The following is an 18,631-nucleotide window of genomic DNA, read 5'->3' as shown; positions in this document are numbered from 1 at the left end:
GCGCATATCACTGCGGGTTGGCACGGGTGCTGGAAAGCAACGACTTCAAGTTGGCAGCCTTCGGCTTGACCAGCCAGAAACGACGCAGGTAGTCATCGAGGTTCTCGGCGAGCTCACGACCCCACTCGCTGTCGGTTTCCGCGACGTACTCGTTCAGCACGTTCTGCAGGTGGCTGCGATAGGCTTCCATCGCCTCGCCGCTGATCCGCTGGATTTCCACCAGTTCGTGGTTGACCCGGTCAACGAAGGTGTTGTCCTGGTCGAGCACGTAGGCGAAACCGCCGGTCATGCCAGAGCCGAAGTTGTAACCGGTCTTGCCCAGGACGCAGACAAAACCACCGGTCATGTACTCGCAGCAGTGATCGCCAGTGCCTTCCACGACGGTGTGGGCACCGGAGTTACGCACGGCGAAACGCTCGCCCGCGGTGCCGGCGGCGAACAGCTTGCCGCCAGTGGCGCCGTACAGGCAGGTGTTGCCGATGATGGCGCTGTTCTGAGTCTGATAAACGCTGCCCTTCGGCGGCACGATGACCAGTTTGCCGCCGGTCATGCCTTTGCCGACGTAGTCGTTGGCATCGCCTTCCAGGTACAGGTTCAAGCCGCCGGCGTTCCACACGCCGAAGCTCTGGCCCGCAGTGCCCTTGAAGCGGAAGGTGATCGGCGCCTTGGCCATGCCCTGGTTGCCATGCTTGCGCGCGATTTCGCCGGAGATCCGCGCGCCGATCGAACGGTCGCAGTTGCAGATGTCCAGATCGAACTCGGCGCCGCTGAGGTCGTTGATCGCCGACGTCGCCATCTCGACCATTTTCTCGGCCAGCAGGCCCTGGTCGAACGGCGGGTTGCGCTCGACGCCGCAGAACTGCGGTTTGTCCGCCGGGATGTGATCGCTGCCCAGCAGCGGAGTCAGATCCAGGTGATGTTGCTTGGCAGTCTGGCCTTCGAGGACTTCCAGCAGATCAGTGCGGCCGATCAGCTCTTCGAGGGAGCGCACGCCGAGCTTGGCCAGCCACTCACGGGTTTCTTCGGCGACATAGGTGAAGAAGTTCACCACCATGTCGACGGTACCGATGTAGTGATCCTTGCGCAGCTTCTCGTTCTGGGTCGCAACGCCGGTGGCGCAGTTGTTCAGGTGGCAGATACGCAGGTATTTGCAGCCCAGCGCGATCATCGGCGCAGTACCGAAGCCGAAGCTTTCGGCGCCGAGGATCGCTGCCTTGATCACGTCGAGGCCGGTTTTCAGGCCGCCGTCGGTCTGCACCCGGACCTTGCCGCGCAGGTCGTTGCCGCGCAGGGTCTGGTGGGTTTCGGCCAGGCCGAGTTCCCACGGTGCGCCGGCGTACTTGATCGAGGTCAGCGGCGAAGCACCGGTGCCGCCGTCGTAGCCGGAGATGGTGATCAAGTCCGCATAGGCCTTGGCCACACCGGCAGCGATGGTGCCGACGCCCGCTTCAGCCACGAGTTTCACCGAAACCAGCGCCTTCGGGTTGACCTGTTTCAGGTCGAAGATCAGCTGCGACAAGTCTTCGATGGAATAGATGTCGTGGTGCGGCGGCGGCGAAATCAGGGTCACGCCCGGTACTGCGTAACGCAGCTTGGCGATCAGCCCGTTCACCTTGCCGCCCGGCAGTTGCCCGCCCTCGCCCGGCTTCGCGCCTTGGGCGACCTTGATCTGCAGCACTTCAGCGTTGACCAGGTATTCCGGGGTCACACCGAAACGGCCGGTCGCAACCTGCTTGATTTTCGAGCTCTTGATGGTGCCGTAGCGCGCCGGGTCTTCACCGCCTTCGCCGGAGTTGGAACGCGCACCGAGGCGGTTCATGGCTTCGGCCAGGGCTTCGTGAGCTTCCGGCGACAGGGCGCCCAGCGAGATACCGGCGGAGTCGAAGCGCTTGAGCACCGATTCCAGCGGCTCGACTTCGCTGATGTCCAGCGGCGTGTCGAGGGTCTTGACCTTGAACAGGTCGCGAATCATCGACACCGGACGGTTGTCCACCAGCGAGGTGTATTCCTTGAACTTGGCGTAGTCGCCCTGCTGCACGGCGGCTTGCAGGGTGTTGACCACGTCCGGGTTGTACGCGTGGTATTCGCCACCGTGGACGAACTTCAGCAGACCGCCCTGCTGGATCGGCTTGCGCGGACTCCAGGCTTCGGTGGCCAGTGCTTTCTGCTCGGCTTCGATGTCGACGAAACGTGCGCCCTTGATGCGGCTCGGCACGCCACGGAAGCTCAGATTGCAGACTTCTTCGGACAGACCGATGGCTTCGAACAGCTGCGCGCCGCGATAGGAGGCGATGGTCGAGATGCCCATCTTCGACAGGATCTTCAGCAGGCCTTTGGTGATGCCTTTGCGGTAGTTCTTGAACACCTCGTAGAGGTCGCCCAGCACTTCACCGGTACGGATCAGGTCGCCCAGCACTTCGTAGGCCAGGAACGGATAGACCGCCGAGGCGCCGAAACCGATCAGCACCGCGAAGTGATGCGGATCGCGTGCGGTGGCGGTTTCCACCAGGATGTTGGAGTCGCAGCGCAGGCCTTTTTCGGTCAGGCGGTGGTGCACCGCACCGGTGGCCATCGAGGCGTGGATCGGCAGTTTGCCCGGCGCGATATGGCGGTCGCTCAGGACGATCTGGGTACGACCGGCACGCACGGCTTCTTCAGCCTGATCGGCGACGTTGCGGATCGCCGCTTCGAGGCCGACGCTTTCATCGTAGTTGAGGTCGATGATCTGCCGCTCGAAACCCGGGCGGTCGAGGTTCATCAGCGAACGCCACTTGGCCGGGGAAATGACCGGCGAGCTGAGGATCACGCGCGAAGCGTGTTCCGGCGATTCCTGGAAGATGTTGCGCTCGGCGCCGAGGCAGATTTCCAGCGACATCACGATCGCTTCACGCAGCGGGTCGATCGGCGGGTTGGTCACCTGGGCGAACTGCTGGCGGAAATAGTCGTACGGCGTGCGCACGCGCTGGGACAGCACGGCCATCGGCGTGTCGTCGCCCATCGAACCGACGGCTTCGTAGCCTTGCTCGCCGAGCGGACGCAGTACCTGATCACGCTCTTCGAACGTGACCTGATACATCTTCATGTATTGCTTGAGCTGATCGACATCGTAGAAAGCCGAACCGTGATCGTTGTCTTCCATGGTCGCCTGGATGCGCAGGGCATTCTTGCGCAGCCATTGCTTGTACGGATGACGGGATTTCAGACGGTTGTCGATCGCGTCGGTGTCGAGGATCTGACCGGTTTCGGTGTCCACGGCGAGGATCTGGCCAGGACCGACACGGCCCTTGGCGATCACGTCTTGCGGCTGGTAGTTCCAGACGCCGATTTCCGAGGCGACGGTGATGAAACCGTTGGTGGTGGTGACCCAGCGCGCCGGACGCAGACCGTTACGGTCGAGCAGGCACACCGCGTAGCGACCATCGGTCATTACCACGCCGGCCGGGCCGTCCCACGGTTCCATGTGCATCGAGTTGTACTCGTAGAACGCACGCAGATCCGGGTCCATGGTTTCTACGTTCTGCCACGCTGGCGGAATGATCATCCGCACGCCACGGAACAGGTCGATGCCACCGGTGACCATCAGCTCCAGCATGTTGTCCATGCTCGAAGAGTCGGAACCGACACGGTTCACCAACGGGCCGAGCTCTTCCAGATCCATCAGATCGTTGGTGAACTTGGTGCGACGGGCCTGGGCCCAGTTGCGGTTGCCGGTGATGGTGTTGATCTCGCCATTGTGGGCGAGGAAGCGGAATGGCTGGGCCAGCGGCCATTTCGGCAGGGTGTTGGTGGAGAAGCGCTGGTGGAACACGCAGATCGCGGTTTGCAGGCGCTGGTCACCCAGGTCCGGATAGAACGCGGCCAGGTCGGCCGGCATCATCAGGCCTTTATAGATGATGGTCTTGTGGGAAAAGCTGCAGATGTAGTGGTCGGTGTCGGCGGCGTTGGCCACCGACGAACGACGACGGGCGCTGAACAGCTTGACCGCCATGTCCTGATCGCTCAGGCCTTCGCCGCCGATGTACACCTGCTCGATCTGCGGCAGGCGCTCAAGGGCGAGGCGGCCGAGGACGCTGGTGTCGATGGGCACTTTGCGCCAGCCGATCAGTTGCAGGCCTTCGGCCAGGATCTCGCGGTTCATGTTCTCGCGAGCGGATTCGGCCTTGGCCGGATCCTGGTTGAAGAAGACCATGCCCACGGCATATTGCTTGGGCAACTCGACGCTGAAGGTTTCCTGGGCAATCGCGCGCAGGAAGGCGTCGGGTTTTTGAATCAGCAGACCGCAACCGTCACCGGTCTTGCCGTCGGCATTAATCCCACCGCGGTGGGTCATGCAGGTCAGGGCCTCGATGGCCGTTTGCAATAGGGTATGACTGGGTTCGCCCTGCATATGGGCTATCAGGCCGAAACCGCAGTTATCCTTGAATTCATCTGGTTGGTACAGACCTGCTTTCATAGACACTTTCTCACCAGGCTGCCTCTTTTCGAGGCAAATTTCTTTTCAATTCAACCACTTGCATCTCGCGCCGAACGTACGCCGGCTTTGCGGGGGCAAAAGGGTGGTCATTGTACACAGCGACACAGACGCTCACAAATTTGACGACGAAATGTCGCAAATCTATGTCGCATTTGTGAAAGGTTTAAAGCGATCTGCTGTGCTAGTCAAAACTTTTTTAATTCTGACCGCAACGACTCAAAGACTACTGTGACGCAGACACCACAAGGCACGCGGTCTGTAGAGACGGCGCGCACTTGTAGAGATTTTGAGGTGCTTGGAGAGGCGGCCTGGGTAAGGCCGCCGAATCTTCAGCGAGTTGTTGCCAGTTCCTGTTGGACGCTGGCGACAGTGCGAGGCCAAGGTTTACCAGCCTGAACCTTCGCTGGCAAGGCCTTGATGGCAGAAACGGCTGCATCACGATTGGCAAAGCTGCCATAGGTGATCACGTAGAGCGGCTTGCCGTTGAGGACTTTCTTGAAATAGCGGTACTCGCCGCCCTGCTCCTTGACGAAGCTTTGCGCAGCGGCTTCGGAGCTGGTGCCGAGGATCTGCACCACGTAGTTGCCCGGGGCTTGACCGGCGTACCAGCTGCCACCGGCGGCCTTGGCGACGGTGACCGGTTTCTCGGCGGCTTTATCGGCCGGTTTGGCCGCAGCGACAGGCTTGGCAGGCGCCGGGGCTGGCTTGGCGACTGGCGCAGCCGGAGCAGGCTTGGCCGTGGCTACCTGGGTCGGTGCCGGCGTCGGCTTGGCCGCAGGAACCGGAACCGGCGTCGGCGCAGGACCGGCAGGTACACCGACCGGTGGCGCAGAAGTGGTTACGGTTGGCGGCGTGTTGCTGGAGCCTTCCAGCGGTACGCCGTCGTCACCTTCGGTGATCCCGCCGGCCGCTTCGGCCAATGGCTTGCGCATGACCGGTTGCGAATTGCCGACCAGCGGCAACGGCATCGGCTGGGTGTTACCGGCGAACTCCACGTTCGGCGCACCACCCTGGCCCAATGGCAGCTGAGCCTGTTCATTGGCCGGCGCGCCGGTGGTCGGCGCCTTGTTGCGACCGGGCATCAGCCAGGCGGCAGCGACCGCCACCACGACGACGGCGGAAATCGCCAATACGTGTTTCTTCGGCATGTTGAACCCCATACTTGGACGCTTCACCGCAGAGCGGCTGGCAATCATGACTTCGATCAGTGCATCGCGAGCGACCTGGTTGATGTTGCCGGGCCAACCCTCGGAGCTTTCGTGAATATCAGAGATCTGATCCGCGGTGAAAAGTTCGACACCACGGCCGGCGCCTTCGAGCCGCTGGTCGAGATATTCGCGGGTTTCTTCTTCGGTGTACGGCTGCAATTCGATGACGTGGAAGCGCTCTTCTTCGAGGTGCAGGGCCTCGAGCTGAGCGATCAGCGACGACTCACCGAACAGGAACACATGCGGACGGCCTTCCGGCGCACCCGCACCCAAAGCCATCAGGGCTTCGAGGGCGGACTCGTCGAGCTGCTCGGCGTCATCCACCAGCAGGTAGACCTCCTGGCCGGTCAGCGCCAGTTGCACCACCTGATCGAGGATCGCCCCGACTTCGGCCTGGGCCACATTCAGCGCCTGGGCGACCTGACGCAGCACACCGGCTGCATCGCCGGCGCCACGGGCCGAGACGACGACACTCTGAACCGACTGCTTGTTGGTGCTCGCCACCAGCGCCTGGCGCAGCAACGTCTTGCCGCTGCCCTGAGGGCCGGTGACCACCAGCAGCAACTGGCTGTAACGCGCCAGGTGGTGCAGTTGACCCAGCACCGGTTTGCGCTGGGCCGGGAAGAATTTGAAGCCCGGGACCCGTGGAGCGAAAGGGTCATGACTTAACTGGAAATGGCCGAGGAACGCCTCGTCGGCATGCAAACTAGTCATCGGAATCTTATTAACCTTTAAGCTGAGCCAGAGCGCGGTAATCCGCTCCCAGCGTGGCCTGTAGAACCTCTTTCGGATAATCGTCGGTCACTACCGCTTCGCCCATCCGGCGCAGCAGCACCAGGCGCAGACGACCGTCGATCACTTTTTTGTCAATTGCCATATGTTCGAGAAAATCGGCTTCGGTCATTTCTTCCGGCGGAACCACCGGCAGACCGGCACGCTGGAACAGACGAATGCCGCGATCACGCTCCTGCTCGCTGATCCAGCCGAGGCGCGCGGACATTTCCATCGCCATTACCGTGCCAGCAGCGACCGCTTCACCGTGCAACCAGACACCATAGCCCATGTGGGTTTCGATGGCGTGGCCGAAGGTGTGGCCGAGGTTGAGCGTGGCGCGCACACCGGTTTCTTTCTCATCGGCGCCGACCACCGCCGCCTTGGCCGCGCAGGAGCGCTCGATGGCATAGGTCAGGGCTTTCTGGTCCAGCGCACGCAGGGCATCGACGTTGTCTTCGAGCCAGGTCAGGAACGGCTCGTCGCAGATCAGGCCGTACTTGATGACTTCCGCCAGGCCTGCCGACAGCTCGCGCGCTGGCAGGGTTTTCAGGGACGCCGTATCGATCAGCACCACGTTCGGCTGATAGAAGGCGCCGACCATGTTCTTGCCCAACGGATGGTTGATCCCGGTCTTGCCGCCCACCGACGAATCGACCTGGGACAGCAGCGTGGTAGGAATCTGGATGAAATCGACCCCGCGCTGATAGCAGGCAGCTGCAAAACCGGCCATGTCGCCGATCACACCGCCACCGAGGGCGATCACCGTGGTGCGACGGTCATGACGGGCGGTCAGCAGGCCGTCGAAGATCAGTTGCAGAGTTTCCCAGTTCTTGAAGGCTTCGCCGTCCGGAAGCACCACGGAAACCACCGAGAACTGCGACAGACTACGGGTCAGACGCTCGAGATAGAGCGGCGCAACCGTCTCGTTGGAGATGATTGCCACTTGCCGCCCATGGATGTGCGGAGCCAGCAATTCAGGCTGATCCAACAGTCCTTCGCCAATATGAATCGGGTAGCTGCGCTCGCCTAGATCGACCTTGAGTGTCTGCATGTGTCCCCACAGTGAAGATGGAAGCAGGCGTCCTGCCTTGAATTATCGGATGTCCCCGGTCTTGAAAGGTGTGACGCCGCTTGCGTGCGATCCGCCACAACCCTCGACAGGACGCCGAGGATAGCGCATTTCGGGCGGCGCTTTAACGGGGTGGAAGTTGCGCCAGACGGTCAAGAATGTCGAGTACCACCATGCGTGGCGGCCGCTCGTCGGTTTCCACCACCAGATCGGCGATTTCCCGATAAAGCGGATCGCGGATCGCCAGCAGGTCGCGCAGGGTTTTCTCGGGATTGGCTGTGCGCAGCAGCGGGCGATTGCGGTCGCGGGAGGTGCGGCCGACCTGCTGTTCGACAGAGGCGTGCAGATACACCACCCGCCCGCCCTCGTGCAGGGCCTTGCGGTTGGCATCGCGCATCACCGCGCCGCCGCCCGTCGCCAGCACCACGCCGTCGAATGCGCACAGCTCGGCGATCATCGCCTGCTCACGATCACGAAAACCGGGCTCGCCTTCCTTGTCGAAGATCCACGGGATATTGGCGCCCGTACGCAGTTCAATTTCCTTGTCGGAATCCTTGAACGGCAGGCGCAGCTCTTTGGCCAGTAATCGGCCGATGGTGCTTTTTCCAGCCCCCATCGGTCCTACAAGAATCAAATTTCGCACAGAATCAACGACTCACAGCAATCGCCTGGTTATTCATGATACGCGGAGTGAGGAATACCAGCAGCTCGGATTTTTTCTCCGAAACCACATCACGCCGGAAAAGGCGGCCAAGATACGGCACATCGCCAAGAAATGGCACCTTATCTACGACCTTGCTTTGAGTATTTGAGAAAACCCCGCCAATCACGATGGTCTCGCCGTCGTTCACCAGCACTTTGGCGTTGACCTCGTTTTTCTTGATCGGCGGTACATCCTGCACTTTGTTCAGGTAATCCGGCTCGTCCTTGGTGACCTTCACCTCCATGATGATGCGGTTGTCCGGGGTGATCTGCGGCGTGACCTCCAGCGACAGCGAGGCCTCCTTGAACGACACCGATGTAGCGCCGCTGGAACTGGCTTCCTGATACGGAATCTCGGTGCCTTTGAGGATTTTCGCAGTCTCTTTGTCAGAGGTTACGACCTTGGGCTGCGAGACGATTTCCCCGTTGCCGGTCTTCTCCATCGCGGTCAGCTCTAGGTCGAGCAGGACGTTGTCGGTGATGAACGCGATGCCGATCCCGGACGTATTGTTGACCGTGCCCATGTCGACGAACGGCGAGTTGGTGCTGGTGCTGCCCGGCGTGCCGATGGTGGTCGACGAGCCATTGCTGACCCCCGAAGTATTCCAGTTGCCCTTGTTCTGGATCGACCCGCCCCAGCGCACACCCAGGCTCTTGTCGTAATCGACGTTGGCCTCGACGATCCGCGCTTCGATCATCACCTGGCGCACCGGAATATCCAGTTGCGCCACGATGCGCCGCAGTTCGTCGAGGCGATCCTGGGTCTGGTAGGCAATGATGTTGTTGGTGCGTTCGTCGACAGTGATCGAACCCCGCTCATCGACCTTGGCCTCGGCACTGGTGACCGACTGGAACAGCTTGGCGATGTCCGCAGCCTTGGCGTAGTTCACTTGCAGCAGTTCACGACGCAGCGGCGCCAGTTCGGCGATCTGCTTCTGCGACTCCAGTTCCTGCCGTTCGCGGGCGGCGATTTCATCCGCCGGCGCCACCAGCAACACGTTACCGACCTTGCGCTTGTCCAGGCCTTTGGTCTTGAGCACCAGATCCAGCGCCTGATCCCACGGCACGTTTTGCAGGCGCAAGGTGATCCCGCCCTGCACCGTATCGCTGGCCACCAGATTGAGATTGGTGAAGTCCGCGATCAGTTGCAGTACCGAACGCACGTCGATGTCCTGGAAATTCAACGACAGCTTTTCACCGCTGTAGCTGTTGCGGTCGGCGTTGCGCTTTTGCAGGTCGTCGATGGTCAGCGGACGGATACTCACCGTCAGCTTGTTGTCGGTCTGGTAGGTGGAATAGTCGAACGTGCCGCCGGGTTCGACGGTGATGGTCGCCCGATCGCCGCTGACGCCAGCATTGACGAACTGCACCGGGGTGGCGAAGTCCTTGACGTCAAGGCGAACCCGCAGCGGTTCGGGCAACTGAGTGCGGGCGAAATTGAGGATGATCTTGCCGTCGTGCTCCTGAATGTCCGGCGCGATGGTCGGGTCGGACAGGTCGATGACCACATTGCCCTCACCCGCCGTGCCACGCTGGAAGTCAACGCCACGGATGGCTCTGGCGACGGGTGCGTAAGTCCGCGCCGGCGCTGCCACCGGCGTGGCACGCGGTGTCTTCGCAACAGGGCGCGGCGCACTGGCCTTGGTGCCCTGCCCGACCACCACGAACAGCGTGTTGCCCTCGACCCGGGCGTCATACGGCGCCAGTTGCGTCAGGTTGATGATCAACCGGGTACGGTCATTGGCCTCGACTACCGTGGCAGAGCGCGCATTGCCGCTACCGAGGTCGCGGGTCTTGGTCGCGAGCTGGCTGGCCACTCCCGGCAGGTCGAGCGCGATCCGCGCCGGCGAATCGGTGGTGTAACCCTTGGGCTGCGGCGGCGGGCCGTCGAACGACAGCTTCAGCTCGACGCGATCACCCGGCAGCGCGGCAACGTCCAGCGTCTTCAGGTTGGCCGCGTGAACCATCGGTGAAAGCAGCGCTATCCATAGCGAAAAACCGAGGGTGGAGAAAATCCTGTTCATTGTTCGACTTCCACTATGAGTGCTCTTTCAAAGGAATGGTGCGCGGCCGCTCCAGCCAGGCGCCTTCGCCATCGGGAACGATTTCGACCACATCGACCTGGGAGGCGCTGATCGCGACGATGCGTCCGTCGTTGCGCCCCAGGTAATCGCCGACCTTCAGCCGGTGCACCCCGCCCGCCCCGCGCAGCAGCGCAAAGGAACCGGAGGCATTGGAAATCGTGCCGACCATCTCGAACTGCTCGATGTTGAAACCTTCGAGGTATTGCTTGACCCGGTTCGGGTCCGGTTTGACGTTGCGCGAGCCGTGTTGCTGCCCGGCCAGATCGACCCGTACCTGACGCGAGAACGGGCTGCGCAGGTTCGCGGCGCTGTAGGTGAACGTCGGGTAGGAGCGAAAGGTCGGCGTCGGCTCGATCTTGCCCGGCGGCCGCAGACGCACTTCATTCATGTAGGCGTCGAGATCGCCGAAGTCGTTGCCACCGCAACCGCTCAGCCCCAGCATCAATGCCGACAACAGAAGAAAACGGATCGGGCTCATTTTTGCAGCCCCTTGTCGTTGTAGCGGTACGTCTTGGCGAGGATGCTCATGCGCAACTTGGTCCCGCCTTCCGGGTTGGCCGGCGCCAGCTCGAAGTCGTGCAGCGTGACGATCCGCGGCAGTCCGGCCACGCCGCTGACGAAGGTGGCGAGGTCGTGATAACCGCCCGTGACGGTGATCTGGATCGGCAATTCGATGTAGAACTGCTGCGTCACCTCCGGCAACAGCTTGATCTCTTCGAACTCAAGACCGCTGCCCAGACCGGTGCGCGTGATGTCCTCCAGCAATCCCGGCACTTCGGTATCACTGGGCAATTGCCGCAACAGCACGCCGAAGGAGTTTTCCATCTCCTTCATCTGCTGGGTGTACAGCTCCAGATTGGCCGCCATGTGCGCCTTGCTGGAGAACTGCTCCTTGAGCGTGGCTTCTTCCGTGCGTTTGGTTTCGAGCTCGCTTTCCATGTCACTGACGAAAAAGTTGTAGCCCAGGGCCAGCACCAGAATCATCAGCAACGCCCCGGCCAGGCTTTTTACGGCCGGTGGCCAGGAGCCGATGTTGCTCGTATCCAGGTCGTTGAAGTCAATATTGCGCAGACTGGCCAGCCATTCGGACGGTTTCATTGGTCGTCCTCCAGGCTTTTCGGCCGGGTCTGATGGACGGTCAACTGAAACACGTTGGCCTGATCCAGCTGCCCCGCCGTGGTTGCCTTGACCTCGTTCAACGTCGGCGCATCGAACCAGTCGGACGCCTCCAGATTGCGCATCAGGTCGGAGACCCGGTTGTTCGATTCCGCCGCACCGCTGATCGACAGGGTCTTGCCGACCATCTTCACGCTGGTGAAATAGACGCCGTCGGGCAGGGTCCGTGCGAGTTGATCGAAGATCCGCCCGCTGACCTGCCGGTTGCCTTGCAGGTCCTGGATGATGCGCATGCGCTCCACCAGTTGCTGGCGGCGCGCCTTGAGTTCGCTGATCTGCTTGATCCGCTCATCGACCACGGCAATCTGCTTGCCGATGTAATCGTTGCGCGCCTGCTGATGCTCGATGGCCGTGCTGAATATCTGAGCGGCAATGAATACCGCACCGACCGAACCGACCACCACGCCGGTCAGGGTCAGCAGAAAGCGTTTGCGCCGCTCTTCGCGGCGCTCCTCGCGCCAGGGGAGAAGGTTGATCCGCGCCATCAGTCGAAACTCCTGAGCGCGAGCCCGCAGGCAATCATCAGGGCCGGCGCATCACTGGCCAGGGCCCCGGCGTTGACCTTGCTGCTCAAGGCCATGTCGGAAAACGGATTGGCGACCTGGGTCGGTGTGCCCAGTCGCTCTTCGATCAGCCGGTCCAGCCCCGGCACTGACGCCGTGCCGCCGGCCAGCAGAATGTGATCGACCGCGTTGTACTGGCCGGAAGCAAAGAAGAACTGCAGGGAACGCGACACCTGTTGCACCAGCGCTTCGCGAAACGGCTGCAGGACCTCGCCGACATAATCGTCCGGCAGACCGCCCTGCTTCTTGGCCAGCCCGGCCTGCTCGAGGGTCAGACCATAGCGGCGCTGGATTTCCTCGGTCAGCTGGCGCCCGCCGAACAGTTGCTCGCGGGTGTAGATGATCCGCCCGTTGTGCAGGACGCTGAGGGTGGTCATGGTCGCGCCGATATCGACCACTGCAACGGTCAGGCGCTCCTGGGAGGCAGCCAGTTGCGTGGCCAGCAGGCCGAACGAGCGCTCCAGCGCATACGCCTCGACATCCACCACCCGCGCCGTCAGGCCGGCAAGGGCCAGCGCCGCCTCACGGACTTCGACGTTCTCCTTGCGACAGGCGGCCAGCAGCACGTTGACCCGCTCGGGGTTGCGCGGCGAAACGCCCTGGACTTCGAAGTCGATGGCGACCTCGTCCAGCGGGTAGGGAATGTACTGGTCGGCTTCGATCTTGAGCTGGTTTTCCAGCTCGTCGTCGGACAGCCCGGCGTCCATTTCAATGACCTTGGTGATCACCGCCGAGCCGGCCACCGCCACCGCCACGCTCTTGAGCCCGGTGCGCGCCTTGGCCAGCACCCGGGACAGGGCATGCCCGACGCCTTCAAGCTCGGCGATGTTCTTCTCGACCACGGCATTGGCCGGCAACGGCTCCACCGCGTATGCCTCGACCCGGTAGCGCTCGCCCTGACGGCTCAGCTCCAGCAGCTTCACCGAAGTGGAGCTGATATCGATCCCCAGCAACGTATTGGTCTTTTTATTGAAGAGTCCTAGCACTACCAATTCCCTATGACTTTCCGTGAGTTACGGACTCTGTAATGCGCATTGCGTTCCCTCGCCCCGTCTTGACAGAAGCGCAAATGACGCCCCCAGCGGAAAAGTGCTTATAATGCCCAGCGATTTTTTCCGCTTTTTACTGCCGGCGCGGGCCGTTCTGTGTGTTCCCGGAACCCTGTCGCCCAATTCATTCTTTGCCCTGGATGTCCAAAAGCCTTGATTCGTCTGCTGAAATTCTTCGGTTGGTCCATCGTCGCCGTTTTCTGCGGACTGCTTTTAGTTCTCAGCGGCGCGTTTCTTTACCTTAGTCCGGGTTTGCCATCTGTGGAGGCGCTGAGAAGCATTCAGTTGCAGATTCCGCTCCGGGTGTACAGCAGCGACAACAAGTTGATCGCAGAGTTTGGCGAAATGCGCCGTACTCCGATCCGTTTCGCCGACATTCCCCCCAATTTCATCAATGCGTTACTAAGTGCTGAAGACGACAACTTCGCCAACCACTATGGCGTCGATCCGAGCAGCCTGATGCGTGCCGCGACCCAGCTGGTCAAGAGCGGGCACATCCAGTCCGGCGGCAGCACCATCACCATGCAGGTGGCGAAGAACTTCTTCCTGACCAGCGAACGCAGCTTCTCGCGCAAGACCACGGAAATCCTCCTGGCCCTGCAGATCGAACGCCAGCTGACCAAGGACGAGATCCTCGAGCTGTACGTGAACAAGATTTATCTGGGCAACCGCGCCTACGGCATCGAGGCGGCGGCGCAGGTGTATTACGGCAAGTCGATCCGCGAGGTCAGCCTGGCGCAGATGGCGATGATCGCCGGCCTGCCGAAAGCCCCTTCGCGCTTCAACCCGCTGGCCAACCCGGCGCGCAGCAAGGAGCGTCGCGACTGGATCCTCGGGCGCATGTACAAGCTCGGCAAGATCACCGAGGCCGACTACACCGCTGCCATCAACGAGCCGCTGAACGCCAGCTACCACGTACCGACCCCGGAAGTGAACGCGCCGTACATCGCCGAGATGGCCCGCGCCGAAATGGTCGGCCGCTATGGCAGCGACGCCTATACCGAAGGTTTCCGCGTCACCACCACTGTGCCGAGCAACCTGCAGGAAATGGCCAACACCGCGCTGCACGAAGGCCTGATGACCTACGACCAGCGTCACGGCTACCGTGGTCCTGAGTCGCGCCTGCCGGGCAAGACCCGCGAAGCCTGGGCCGTCGAGCTGACCAAGCAACGCACCATCAGCAGCCTCGAACCGGCCATCGTCACCCAGGTCGACAAGAACGGCCTGCAAGTGCTGACCCGCACCGGTGAAGAGCACGTAGCGTGGGACACCATGAAATGGGCCCGTCCGTTCCTCAATACCAACAGCATGGGCGCCGCGCCGCGTCAGCCATCGGATGTCGCGCAGGTCGGCGATCTGGTGCGCGTACAGCGCCAGCCGAACAATTCGCTGAAGTTCAGCCAGATTCCGCAGGCCCAGGGCGCGCTGGTGTCGCTGGATCCGCAGAACGGTGCAATTCGCTCGCTGGTCGGCGGTTTCGCCTTCGAGCAGAGCAACTACAACCGTGCCATGCAGGCCAAGCGTCAGCCGGGTTCGAGCTTCAAGCCATTCGTCTACAGTGCCGCGCTGGATAACGGCTACACCGCCGCCACGCTGGTCAACGACGCGCCGATCGTGTTCGTCGACGAGTATCTGGACAAGGTCTGGCGCCCGAAGAACGACACCAACACCTTCCTCGGCCCGATTCGCCTGCGCGAAGCGCTGTACAAGTCGCGCAACCTGGTTTCGATCCGCCTGCTGCAGGCGATGGGCGTAGGCAAAACCATCGACTACATCACCCGCTTCGGTTTCAACAAGCAGGATCTGCCGCCAAACCTGTCCCTGGCGCTGGGCACCGCGACCCTGACCCCGATGGAAATCGCCACCGGCTGGAGCACTTTCGCCAACGGTGGTTACAAGATCACCCCGTACATCATCGACAAGATCGAAAGCCGCAATGGCGACACGCTGTTCGTCGCCAACCCGCCGACCGTGCCACAGGGCGGCGCGGCCACCGACGGCATCGCGGCACCGGCGACCCAACCGATCACCGTCGACGCAGCACCGGTTCCGGGTGAAGCACCGGGCGCAGCAGCGGTGCCACAAACTCCGGCAGTCGCCGAGCGCATCGTCGATGGCCGCACCACCTACATCCTCAACAGCATGCTGCAGGACGTAATCAAGCTCGGCACCGGTCGTCGCGCACTGGCCATGGGCCGCAGCGATATCGCCGGCAAAACCGGTACTACCAACGAATCCAAGGATGCGTGGTTCTCCGGTTACAACGCCGATTACGTGACCACGGTCTGGACCGGTTTCGACCAGCCGGAAAGCCTCGGTCGCCGGGAGTTCGGCGGCACCGTGGCGCTGCCGATCTGGATGAACTACATGAGCGCCGCGCTCAAGGACAAGCCGCCGCATGTCCAGCCGGAGCCGGAAGGCATCCTCAGCCTGCGGGTAGACCCGGTCAGCGGCCGCGCAGCCTCTCCAAGCACGCCAGGCGCCTATTTCGAACTTTTCAAGGCCGAAGACACGCCGCCGTCGGTCAACGAGATCGGCAACGGCACAGCACCGGGCAGCCCGCTGCCGGCGGATGAACAGGCGCCGATCGATTTGTTCTGATCCTGATCCGCAAAAGGCCCCGCCTTCGTGAGAAGTGCGGGGCTTTTTGTTTTCTGTCGTACCGAGAATGGCGTTTCACATCAAAGGCCGCCCTCACCCTAGCCCTCTCCCAGGGGGAGAGGGAACCGACCGAGGTGTCTGGCGCTGTACGTCGACCTGAATAACCGAGTCGATTATGGATTCACAGCAAGACCTTCACGTCGGCGTATCTCTCAAGCATCCCACGATCAGTCCCCTCTCCCCCTGGGAGAGGGTTAGGGTGAGGGCCGCCCTTGAAGCTGGAACGCATTTTCACGACCAAAAAAAACCCCGCTTAAAAAACGGGGCTCTTCACGAAGCGCTACAACGACTTAGCCGTTGAACACGTCATCCACGCTTTTCAGCGGGTAGTTCTTCGGATACGGCAGGGTCGCTACGCCGGTCTCGATCGCAGCCTTGGCCACGGCGTCGGAGATCACGGTGATCAGGCGCTTGTCCATTGGCTTCGGAATGATGTACTCACGACCGAATTCCAGGGAGATACCGCCGTAGGCGTCGCAGACTTCCTGAGGAACCGGCAGCTTGGCCAGCTCGCGCAGGGCGTTGGCGGCAGCGATCTTCATTTCTTCGTTGATGCGCTTGGCGCGAACGTCCAGGGCACCGCGGAAGATGAACGGGAAGCCCAGTACGTTGTTGACCTGGTTCGGGTAGTCCGAACGGCCAGTGGCCATGATCACGTCGTTGCGGGTGGCGTGAGCCAGTTCCGGGGAGATTTCCGGATCCGGGTTGGAGCAGGCGAAGACGATCGGGTTGGCCGCCATGCGCTTCAGTTGCTCGGCGCTCAGCAGGTTCGGGCCCGACAGGCCGACGAATACGTCAGCGCCTTCGATGGCGTCGTCCAGGGTGCGCTTCTCGGTAGCGTGGGCGAACACGGCCTTGTACTGGTTCAGGTCGTCGCGGCCAGCGTGGATCACGCCGGTACGGTCGATCATGAAGATGTTCTCGACCTTGGCGCCCATGCTCACCAGCAGTTTCATGCAGGAGATAGCGGCAGCGCCGGCGCCCAGGCAGACGATCTTGGCTTCGCCGAGGGTTTTGCCAGCGATTTCCAGGGCGTTGATCATGCCCGCAGCGGTCACGATCGCGGTGCCGTGCTGGTCATCGTGGAATACCGGAATGTCGCACTGCTCGATCAGAGCGCGTTCGATCTCAAAGCACTCAGGCGCCTTGATGTCTTCCAGGTTGATGCCACCAAAGGTGATGGAGATGCGTTTTACGGTGTCGATGAAAGCTTGCGGGCTTTCGGAGTCGACTTCGATGTCGAAGACGTCGATGCCGGCGAAGCGCTTGAACAGCACGCCTTTACCTTCCATCACTGGCTTGGAAGCCAGTGGGCCGAGGTTACCCAGGCCCAGAATCGCGGTGCCATCGGAAATGACTGCAACCAGGTTGCCCTTGCCGGTGTACTTGTAGGCCAGTTCAGGATCGCGGGCGATCTCGCGCACTGGTTCAGCTACGCCGGGGCTGTAGGCCAGCGACAGGTCGCGGGCGGTAGCAGTGGCCTTGGTGAGCTCGACACTCAGCTTTCCTGGACGAGGATTGGCGTGATATTCGAGAGCGGCAGTTTTCAGATCAGACATTTTGGCATTCCGCTTTTTACTGTTGGACAGACTGGTCAGCGAGGATACGCGCCTCGCAAAGTCCCCACAAGACTGCCCGGTCACCCCTGTCAAGCGCCCTGCCCTACGACTTTGGGCCAAGAGCCACGGCGCACAAGGGTTAGACTGTTCACAATCGACAGAAAAAATGTCTACAACTTTTTCTTCAGCGGGACGATTGCAACATCGAAGGGTCGGTCAGCGGCAACAGCCAGCGAGCCTGACCGGGTTTCAATCCGCCCCGCCGGGAACGGTCGACCACCCAGCCCCGGGCCTCGATCTGCCTGCCCTTCAGCGCTTGCAGGGAACTGCCAGCGAAGCGCTCCAGCAGATTGGGTGCAACACGCAGTACAAGCTTGTCCTGCAACTCGATCCAGATTCCGCCACGATTGCGCTGAACCTTGCTCACACGCCCGCTGACGATGGCGAAACCCGAGCGTTCGATCTGCTCCGCTTTCAGTACAGGCGAGCGCTTCCACAAGCCAAGCCCGGCCTGCCGCGCGCTGCGTTCGGCGGCTTGCTGACAATCGACAAGATCGACATTCGGTGCCACTGCGACCTGGAATCCAAGGCCATCGGCGAGCATTTGCGCTTCGAGACTGGCGCCGCTGACGCTGTAGAGATGGGCGAGCGTACGCCCGTAATGGTCTTTTGCTTGCGCGCCAAGGCGCAAACCGACCCGACCGCCACTGTCGGCCACCAAGGCTTCCAGGCGTTTGCGCGCCGCCACGGCAAACGGTTCGTCGCTGCGCCCCTGCTTGCCCAGCTCGGGCGTGTTGAGGCCGATCAGGCGTACGCTGCGGCCGTCACTCAGGCGCACCGTGTCGCCATCGACAACCCGCTGCACCACCACGCTCGACAGCCCCGAGGGCTTCGGGCAGAACGCCTGGGCGCCGGACAGCCAAATCACGGACACAAAAAAGGCGCCCACAAGGGACGCCTTTTTCATCAGACCGGAAAAGCCGCTGAGGTTTTCCAGAATGAGAGGCCTTAGGCCTTTTTCGCGCCGAAAGCACCGAAACGGTCGGCGAACTTCTGAACGCGACCACCGGTGTCCAGAGTCTTCTGCTTACCGGTGTAGAACGGGTGGCACTCGTTGCAAACGTCGATCGCCAGGGCTTTGCCGAAGGTCGAACGGGTTTCGAACTTGTTGCCGCAGCTGCAAGTTACTGCAACTTCTGGGTAATTCGGGTGGATATCGGCTTTCATGGTGTTTTCCTCAGCTGGCGTGCCGCCATCCAACACGATTGTTGAATACCGCACGTAATTAGGCCGCGGATTCTACCAGACAATC

General features: G+C 61.6%; 13 protein-coding genes. 1 reads left to right on the top strand and 12 read right to left on the bottom strand.

The window, feature by feature from the left end:
- Positions 1–7: 7 nt before the first annotated feature.
- The 9 genes from gltB to ACKLNA_RS15700 all read right to left on the bottom strand — a co-directional run bounded on the left by gltB (position 8) and on the right by ACKLNA_RS15700 (position 13,036).
- Positions 8–4,453, bottom strand: a complete 4,446-nt coding sequence (gene gltB / locus ACKLNA_RS15740; RefSeq protein WP_408986369.1) for a glutamate synthase large subunit — start codon at positions 4,451–4,453, stop codon at positions 8–10.
- 350 nt (positions 4,454–4,803) lie between these two features.
- Positions 4,804–6,396 (bottom strand): AAA family ATPase, encoded by a 1,593-nt coding sequence (locus ACKLNA_RS15735; RefSeq protein ID WP_408986368.1) that lies wholly within the window; start codon positions 6,394–6,396, stop codon positions 4,804–4,806.
- 10 nt (positions 6,397–6,406) lie between these two features.
- Complete coding sequence (gene aroB, locus ACKLNA_RS15730) at positions 6,407–7,507, bottom strand: 3-dehydroquinate synthase (protein ID WP_119429530.1); 1,101 nt, start codon at positions 7,505–7,507, stop codon at positions 6,407–6,409.
- Between the two features lie 142 nt (positions 7,508–7,649).
- Positions 7,650–8,168 (bottom strand): shikimate kinase AroK, encoded by a 519-nt coding sequence (aroK, locus tag ACKLNA_RS15725; protein ID WP_011332081.1) that lies wholly within the window; start codon positions 8,166–8,168, stop codon positions 7,650–7,652.
- Between the two features lie 4 nt (positions 8,169–8,172).
- The gene (pilQ, locus tag ACKLNA_RS15720; protein ID WP_085711059.1) at positions 8,173–10,251 is read right to left on the bottom strand and encodes a type IV pilus secretin PilQ; all 2,079 of its coding nucleotides are present in this window, start codon (positions 10,249–10,251) and stop codon (positions 8,173–8,175) included.
- A 13-nt stretch (positions 10,252–10,264) separates the two neighbouring features.
- Positions 10,265–10,789 carry a pilus assembly protein PilP gene (locus tag ACKLNA_RS15715; RefSeq protein ID WP_134825217.1) on the bottom strand — a complete coding sequence of 175 codons (525 nt, stop codon included), beginning with the start codon at positions 10,787–10,789 and terminating at the stop codon, positions 10,265–10,267.
- The gene (gene pilO / locus ACKLNA_RS15710; protein ID WP_408986367.1) at positions 10,786–11,409 is read right to left on the bottom strand and encodes a type 4a pilus biogenesis protein PilO; all 624 of its coding nucleotides are present in this window, start codon (positions 11,407–11,409) and stop codon (positions 10,786–10,788) included. Before pilO ends, ACKLNA_RS15715 begins: the two co-directional genes overlap by 4 nt.
- Entirely contained in the window at positions 11,406–11,972 is a 567-nt protein-coding gene (locus ACKLNA_RS15705; RefSeq protein WP_408986366.1) for a PilN domain-containing protein, read from the bottom strand. Before ACKLNA_RS15705 ends, pilO begins: the two co-directional genes overlap by 4 nt.
- Positions 11,972–13,036, bottom strand: a complete 1,065-nt coding sequence (locus tag ACKLNA_RS15700) for a pilus assembly protein PilM (protein WP_085711055.1) — start codon at positions 13,034–13,036, stop codon at positions 11,972–11,974. The genes ACKLNA_RS15705 and ACKLNA_RS15700 overlap by 1 nt, the downstream gene beginning before the upstream one ends.
- 216 nt (positions 13,037–13,252) lie before the next feature.
- Between ACKLNA_RS15700 and ACKLNA_RS15695 the strand changes: the two genes are divergently transcribed.
- Entirely contained in the window at positions 13,253–15,700 is a 2,448-nt protein-coding gene (locus ACKLNA_RS15695) for a penicillin-binding protein 1A (RefSeq protein ID WP_408986365.1), read from the top strand.
- A gap of 350 nt (positions 15,701–16,050) precedes the next feature.
- Here the strand turns inward: ACKLNA_RS15695 and ACKLNA_RS15690 are convergent, their stop codons facing one another.
- The 3 genes from ACKLNA_RS15690 to rpmE all read right to left on the bottom strand — a co-directional run bounded on the left by ACKLNA_RS15690 (position 16,051) and on the right by rpmE (position 18,546).
- Positions 16,051–17,319, bottom strand: a complete 1,269-nt coding sequence (locus ACKLNA_RS15690; RefSeq protein ID WP_085711053.1) for a malic enzyme-like NAD(P)-binding protein — start codon at positions 17,317–17,319, stop codon at positions 16,051–16,053.
- Between the two features lie 184 nt (positions 17,320–17,503).
- A complete protein-coding gene (locus ACKLNA_RS15685; RefSeq protein WP_408986364.1) occupies positions 17,504–18,286 on the bottom strand; it encodes a thermonuclease family protein in 783 nt (260 codons plus the stop codon).
- 41 nt (positions 18,287–18,327) lie between these two features.
- Positions 18,328–18,546, bottom strand: coding sequence for a 50S ribosomal protein L31 (gene rpmE, locus ACKLNA_RS15680; RefSeq protein WP_007952398.1), 219 nt, complete (start codon positions 18,544–18,546; stop codon positions 18,328–18,330).
- Positions 18,547–18,631: the final 85 nt, after the last annotated feature.

It is taken from the genome of Pseudomonas sp. UV AK001 (assembly GCF_046097675.1).
GTDB lineage: Bacteria > Pseudomonadota > Gammaproteobacteria > Pseudomonadales > Pseudomonadaceae > Aquipseudomonas > Aquipseudomonas kribbensis.
This window is presented reverse-complemented; position numbering and strand designations above follow the sequence as displayed.

Bases quoted from the DNA above. Each gene is read 5' to 3' on its own strand.
- gltB (WP_408986369.1), bottom strand. From the start codon at position 4,453: ATGAAAGCAGGTCTGTACCAACCAGATGAATTCAAGGATAACTGCGGT.
- ACKLNA_RS15735 (WP_408986368.1), bottom strand. From the start codon at position 6,396: ATGACTAGTTTGCATGCCGACGAGGCGTTCCTCGGCCATTTCCAGTTA.
- aroB (WP_119429530.1), bottom strand. From the start codon at position 7,507: ATGCAGACACTCAAGGTCGATCTAGGCGAGCGCAGCTACCCGATTCAT.
- pilQ (WP_085711059.1), bottom strand. From the start codon at position 10,251: ATGAACAGGATTTTCTCCACCCTCGGTTTTTCGCTATGGATAGCGCTG.
- ACKLNA_RS15715 (WP_134825217.1), bottom strand. From the start codon at position 10,789: ATGAGCCCGATCCGTTTTCTTCTGTTGTCGGCATTGATGCTGGGGCTG.
- pilO (WP_408986367.1), bottom strand. From the start codon at position 11,409: ATGAAACCGTCCGAATGGCTGGCCAGTCTGCGCAATATTGACTTCAAC.
- ACKLNA_RS15705 (WP_408986366.1), bottom strand. From the start codon at position 11,972: ATGGCGCGGATCAACCTTCTCCCCTGGCGCGAGGAGCGCCGCGAAGAG.
- ACKLNA_RS15690 (WP_085711053.1), bottom strand. From the start codon at position 17,319: ATGTCTGATCTGAAAACTGCCGCTCTCGAATATCACGCCAATCCTCGT.
- ACKLNA_RS15685 (WP_408986364.1), bottom strand. From the start codon at position 18,286: ATGAAAAAGGCGTCCCTTGTGGGCGCCTTTTTTGTGTCCGTGATTTGG.
- rpmE (WP_007952398.1), bottom strand. From the start codon at position 18,546: ATGAAAGCCGATATCCACCCGAATTACCCAGAAGTTGCAGTAACTTGC.